Source organism: Clostridium sp. UBA6640, assembly GCF_002455975.1.
In the GTDB taxonomy this organism is placed as follows: domain Bacteria; phylum Bacillota; class Clostridia; order Clostridiales; family Clostridiaceae; genus Clostridium_J.
Genome location: NZ_DKLM01000118.1, coordinates 21297 through 27296 on the forward strand (window position 1 = coordinate 21297; position 6000 = coordinate 27296).

Here is a 6000-nt window from a genome sequence, read left to right on the forward strand (position 1 = left end):
TGCAAAATTACAAAGTAATCAGCAATAACACAAAAACTATTAATTGCATATCAATTTGATGAAGAGAGTAGGGGAACCTCGCCATATAATATTAATAGTGCAGTGAAAAGATGAAATGAATCAGCTGAAATTTAAGTAGGCTGGTTTATTATTTTTTAGTAGCTGGCTATATGGATGATGGAAAAATAAACAGGGGTGCAAAATCATACTTAAAAGCTGCGGGAGTTGGAGCATTAGTTGGGGCAACAGCTGGATTTGGATATGCATATAATGTAGCACATGGATTAGCAAATGGAGTTGTATATCTTGCGACTGCTTTTGCATCAGGAGTAGGAACAAATGCAATATATCAAACTTTTAATAAAAAGAAATAGATGTTGTTGAGGCTATTAGTGAGGGCTCAAAAGAAGCTATATTTGAAATGGCATTTCATGGAGCAGGGAAAGTAATATTTAAACCTGAAATCTTACCTAAAATGATAATGGAACTTAAACCAATAACAGCTTTAGAAAAATCCAAAGCAGTTAAAGGTGCTAAAAGTACCATGAAAAACGTAAAAAGTTATCTTTCTAAAAAATCATGGAATCCTAAAAATATGTTTGGAGGACTTAACAATGCAGCTCCAAAAGTACCAAACAATGTACCTAATAGTGCCATATCTCAGGGATCAAAAATACCAATAAATAAAGGAACATCATCCAAATTAGCAGAACGTGGAATGGACTTGCAACTTTTTGCACATAAAAAGGGAAGTGCTGATGTTGTTGAAAATGCTATTAAGGGAGCAGCTAAAGTTGTTGACCCATGAAAATTAAGTGATGTATGGAAGTTAAGGCCTACCGAAAGAGGAGACGTAATAGAAAAGATTTTAGCATCTACAGAGTATAAGGATTGGTATAATATAGGTTCATCACAAGGTGGATATTTTCTTATTATTGACTTTCAAAAAGGTAATAATGCAATAAGTTTAAAAATAATACACCCTAATTTACCAAGTATGAGTAGAAGTGGAGTAACTAATAAGGCTATAGATTATTTAAATGATTTGAATAGTGGAATAAAAGTTGATGGTAAGTTAACAAATAAAATATTAGATGTAAGGATACCGAAAGGAACAAAGAACAATTTTGACTTAGACTTTTTAATTAAAGAGAGTAAAAAGAAAGGGATAAAGTTGATTATAAAGGAGCTTAAATAATGAGTGAAAGAATAAATATAGATATTATTTTAAATAGTGAAAAAGTTAATATTCAAGATTTAAAGACATGGGTTGATATTATGATTTGTTTTCATCCAATTGACATGAGCTGTAAAAAGCTAACAAGAGGAAAGCTGCGAGAATTCAATAAAGAAAAATTTTATAAAAATATAGAATCAGAATTGCTTGAAGATGATAATAATATAATTATTAAAGATGATAGAAATTCTATATCAATTTATAAGACTAGTAATAAAAAAGAGATAATATCATTATCGTGTAATTTAGAACAAGATATTTTTGAGGAAAATAAAAATTTTATTTTATCACTTGTTAATAAATTTATGGTTGAAAATAAAGGAATAGTTGCATATGCATGTTCATTNNCTTCATTAGATGATTGGTTTTGGCAGAATAATGAAGATTTGGATGTGTATCGAATAAAAGGTAAATCAATTGAAAATATAAGAATTAAGAAAGATGAAATATTTCCGGATGACGATATAGTAGATATTGAATTTAATCCAGGACATTTTCATAATGTAAATAGCTTATGGTTTGGGTCATGTTGGATGATGTGGTATGGAGAAGGTTATTTCAAATATATACCCAAACAAATATTGAAAAATTTTCAAGAGTGTTATGAAAATAAACAAATATCAGAGAATTGCATTAGAATTACATTATACGAAAATCCTTGGCAATATGAAAAAGAAGAAAATAGGGATAAACAATGGAGTTTTAGAAAAAGTGTAGGAGTAGATGAAATAGTAAGTATATTAGAAGAAAATAATGATATATCTGATGATATTGATGCAACAATTGAAATATTAGAAGGTGAGTTTAAGAATGGAGGAATAAGATTGTTCAAATATTATTATGATGAAGAAGATAATTTAGTTGAAAAATCAAAAGCTTTTAAATCAATAGTATATGAACTTGATAAAGATGGAAAAATAGTATGGTCAAACTTAGAGTATACTTTATAACTAGCAATGGTAGAAATTTGATAAGAATAATTTTAATGACACTAAATGATTCTATGTCAGAAAAAGTAGATGTTGAAATAGTGAATATTTAAATTCATAATAAGGAATAAGTTAACTGCATAAAAAATGAAAATGACAGGATATAGTTAAATCAATAATACTAAGAAAATTTAATACTGCATAACTTAAATAATGTAGTTAAGGAAGTTAAAAGGATTAATTAAAAATGTTTCAAATCTTGTATCTGCTATAAAATCAAATTTTAAAAACATATTTGGTGGGCTTAAAAATGCAGTTCCAGAAGTACTAAGCAGTTTACCTAACGGCAACATAGCTCAGGGATCAAAAACATCAATAGATAAAGGGACATCATCCAAATCAGCAGAACGTGGAATGGACTTGCAATTTTTTACACATAAAAAGAGAGGAAATTTAACGAATGCAGAAGCAGCAAAAAGATATGGATTAGCATCTGTATTAGATGAGGAGGGTAATGTTGGAACATTACATCCATATAAAGACCAATTAAATATATTGAATCTAATGAGTAAAGAAGTAAGAAAGGCATTCCCAAAAGTAGATTCAATTGAATATTGGAAAATTAGAGGAGAGATGCAATGAAAGGAGTAAAATAATGAATATATTACCAAATGGTTTAGAAGAAGTATTGAGTGATAATATATATTTAAGAAGTAATAAGGATGAGGTAATTAAAGCTCTAAAGGAATTAAACATAAGTCCATTAAAAGAATTCATTCAATTCTATACAACATATGCTGGTCCATTTTGGGAAGAACCTTTAGGTGTAGAATTAATGGATATAGTAGAAGAGAACAACAATATTGTAAAGTCCACCAGTATATGTAGAGATGAATATGGATTTAATAAAAAATATCTTGTATTAACTAAGATATCAGCAAATGAGGTAATAGTATTGGATAGTGAGACTGATAAAGTTTATAGGGTCAATTTTGAGGGGGGAGATGAATTATTACAAAAGGGAGAGCTTAACGAAGAATGGAGTAGCTTCAGCGATTTCCTTAAAGAGTATTTTGATTGTTAATAATAACTGAATGCAAATTAATAATCTATCTAATAGCATAATTAAGAAAAAAGTGAAATATAGAAAGTATTTTAACTGCATAATTACAAATAATCTAGCTACAAGATAACTAATAGTAGAGGTTATATAACGACAATCTAGTCAATGCATTAGTCTTTACTATTTTATAGCATAAAAACTAACCACATAACTTAAATAATGCAGTGAAAACAATTAAAAAGGTTAATGTTTCAGTAATAGGAGCATTAACCTTTTTTTCATATATTGAAATATCTTTAGAAGCTAAGATAACAAGGTTTCAAAAAATACTGTAAACTGAAAGCTAAGGAAATCATAGGATTGATAATNNTTAAAGAAGTTGAAGGGACAATAACATGTATCAATTAATTGAAAATTTCAAGATAAGTCTAATTGAGAGGATAAGATGACAGAAGCGTTTAAGATAAGTTAATATAACAAACTACATATATGAGGAAGATAGTGATATATTATAAACAGATAAAAGTGGACAAGAGTTAGCAAGAAGTGGCTGAGGAACAAGTTTAATAAGTGGAACTATAAATTCAAAAATATACCTAAAACAGATGTCGAAATTCCAGCATCAAAAATAGCAAAGGCATCAATAGATTTACTGAAGGTCTTAGGGCGTATCCAAAAGAATGCTGCTAGTAAGGTGGAAAGTAAACCTAAGCTGCAAGCGGCAGGAGACAATGCAGGTAATATGCCAAGTAATGAAATTAGGAAGAGGGTAAATCCAGAAGGGCCAAAGGTAGAATCTCTTTATGGATATGATACAAATGTTTTTGAAGCAGGACATATTGTACCTATGAAAGAACTTGCTAATACGCCTGGTTTTCCTCAATTATCAGAAAGTCAACAAGAAGTAATATGTTATAACTAAAAAGTTCAGCTAGAACTGCATTGCAAAAAGCGATTGAAGAGAGGGTGAAGAAATGATAAGTATTAAACGAAATATTGGTGGGAAAATATTCAAGGTAAATTCTGAAGGGTACTTAAAAGAACAAGCAGAAGCACTTCTTGAAATAATAGGTAATATTGAATCAAGCAAACTAAAGGATAAATTTAAAGTTCAAGTAGGATGGAGCATCTTTACAATAGTAGAAGATGGCGAGGGATTCAATGTAGTTGCACCTGATTACAGCAGAAATCCATTTAGCGAAAGCACAGATGACTTAACCATATCCTTATGGATACAATTAGAACAAGGTACTCTCTTAAATAAATTGAAGCTAGATGGAGAAATGATTTCGTTTCAAGACAAAATAGTATGGACTAAGGGAGTGTTATCGCTAGATAACATTTATCTAGAAAGAGTTAAGAAACATGAGAAAGGTGACTCAGGATGGTATATCGGTTCAGTTGATGAATCAATTGCTACTGATGAGTTAGAAACGTATTATGCATATCAATTATTAAAGATTAGACCATCAATAATAAAAGTGCTAGCATTACCAAATGGTTATATGGCTGTTTTAGATAAGGATGAGTTAAAAGCTGTTCTGGATGAGAATGATATGGATTTATTAAAAAAGTATAATGCATAATAAAGAATAAACTAGCCACATAAAAGCAATTGTTTATAATCAAGAATAAAATCAATAAAAGTAGTATTGCTATTAGTTACATAACAACTGTTCTGGATTAGAATCATCTGATAAGGGTGATACTGAAGCTAAAACTTTGGTACAGGACTACATAACAAAACGATAGAAGAGATGGCTGATTCGGTTACAGATGGTACAGTTATAGCAGGTGGGCAAAGGCTACCAGAAAGAGGATTTAAAGCTCCAGATGGAAAGAAATCAAGTAAAAGACCTGATATTTTAGTTGAGAGATCGGATGGTTCAATATATGGAATTAATCCTAATAATGGTGCAAAAGAGTATTATAAGAATTATTGTTATACTTTATCAGCAAAGGAATTGTTTCAAAAGGGGATTAGAATTACGCCATATACAGGTTGGAATGAGTATATATTGAATGAAGAAATAAAATAGTATAGGATGCAAAATTTGGAGGAAGTTATTATGAAAGAAGTAGATGAATTAAAAGAGCATTTTTTGCAGTTACAAGAGCAGGATGGAATTGATAATTTAGAATTAGATGAAATAGAAAAAAAGTTAGATGTCAAATTGCCAGAAGATTTTCGTGAAATTGCAATGTTTTACAGTGGTGGATATTTAGGAGGGATTAGTAATTATTCTTTTTCAGATAAGGATGGTAGCTCTAATGTGATTGAAGAAACTAATAGATTAAGAAAGAATATAAATTTACCATTAAGATTTATAGTTTTAGCTGAACCACCAGAAAGTATTATAGTAATGGATACAGAAAACACCCCAGCTATAATTTGGTGTGATTCAATAGAAGTTAGTAAATTAGAGGATAAATCTTTTATATCTAAGCCTGATGAATGGAAGAGTTACCTTGAGTATTTTAATCAGTTAATAGAAGATGAAGAAGATGAAATTTAAGTTGAATGCATAATACTCAATAAAGTAACTGCAAAAAATAGTTTCCTATAAACTATAGTAGATTCAATAAAACTAGTAAAAATAACTTACTGCATAATATTAATAATGCAGTGAAAAGATGAAATGAATCAGCTGAAATTTAAGTAGGCTGGTTCATATTTTTTATAATGATAGAATAGTATTATGTCTTGAAATGTTAAAATCCATCACTGAGAAATATTAAAATTTTGTAATGAGTCTATTAAGAATATAGAT

At 29.3% G+C, this 6000-nt stretch carries 9 protein-coding genes; all 9 read left to right on the top strand.

The features are described from left to right. Positions 1–170 precede the first annotated feature (170 nt). Positions 171–374, top strand: coding sequence for a hypothetical protein (locus B2W91_RS12810; protein ID WP_291581498.1), 204 nt, complete (start codon positions 171–173; stop codon positions 372–374). Between the two features lie 47 nt (positions 375–421). After that, positions 422–808 carry a hypothetical protein gene (locus B2W91_RS12815; protein WP_291581499.1) on the top strand — a complete coding sequence of 129 codons (387 nt, stop codon included), beginning with the start codon at positions 422–424 and terminating at the stop codon, positions 806–808. 189 nt (positions 809–997) lie between these two features. Continuing rightward, positions 998–1198, top strand: coding sequence for a hypothetical protein (locus B2W91_RS12820; protein WP_291581501.1), 201 nt, complete (start codon positions 998–1000; stop codon positions 1196–1198). A gap of 1382 nt (positions 1199–2580) precedes the next feature. After that, positions 2581–2808: a hypothetical protein gene (locus B2W91_RS12825; RefSeq protein WP_291581503.1), complete on the top strand. Its 228-nt coding sequence runs from the start codon at positions 2581–2583 to the stop codon at positions 2806–2808. Between the two features lie 13 nt (positions 2809–2821). After that, positions 2822–3250, top strand: coding sequence for an SMI1/KNR4 family protein (locus B2W91_RS12830; RefSeq protein WP_291581504.1), 429 nt, complete (start codon positions 2822–2824; stop codon positions 3248–3250). Positions 3251–3923: 673 nt separating this feature from the next. Then, positions 3924–4151, top strand: coding sequence for a hypothetical protein (locus B2W91_RS12835; protein WP_291581505.1), 228 nt, complete (start codon positions 3924–3926; stop codon positions 4149–4151). Between the two features lie 52 nt (positions 4152–4203). Further along, positions 4204–4815 carry an immunity protein Imm33 domain-containing protein gene (locus B2W91_RS12840; RefSeq protein ID WP_291581506.1) on the top strand — a complete coding sequence of 204 codons (612 nt, stop codon included), beginning with the start codon at positions 4204–4206 and terminating at the stop codon, positions 4813–4815. A 171-nt stretch (positions 4816–4986) separates the two neighbouring features. Continuing rightward, positions 4987–5268 (top strand): hypothetical protein, encoded by a 282-nt coding sequence (locus B2W91_RS12845; RefSeq protein ID WP_291581507.1) that lies wholly within the window; start codon positions 4987–4989, stop codon positions 5266–5268. Between the two features lie 30 nt (positions 5269–5298). Further along, positions 5299–5745 (top strand): SMI1/KNR4 family protein, encoded by a 447-nt coding sequence (locus B2W91_RS12850; protein WP_291581508.1) that lies wholly within the window; start codon positions 5299–5301, stop codon positions 5743–5745. Positions 5746–6000: the final 255 nt, after the last annotated feature.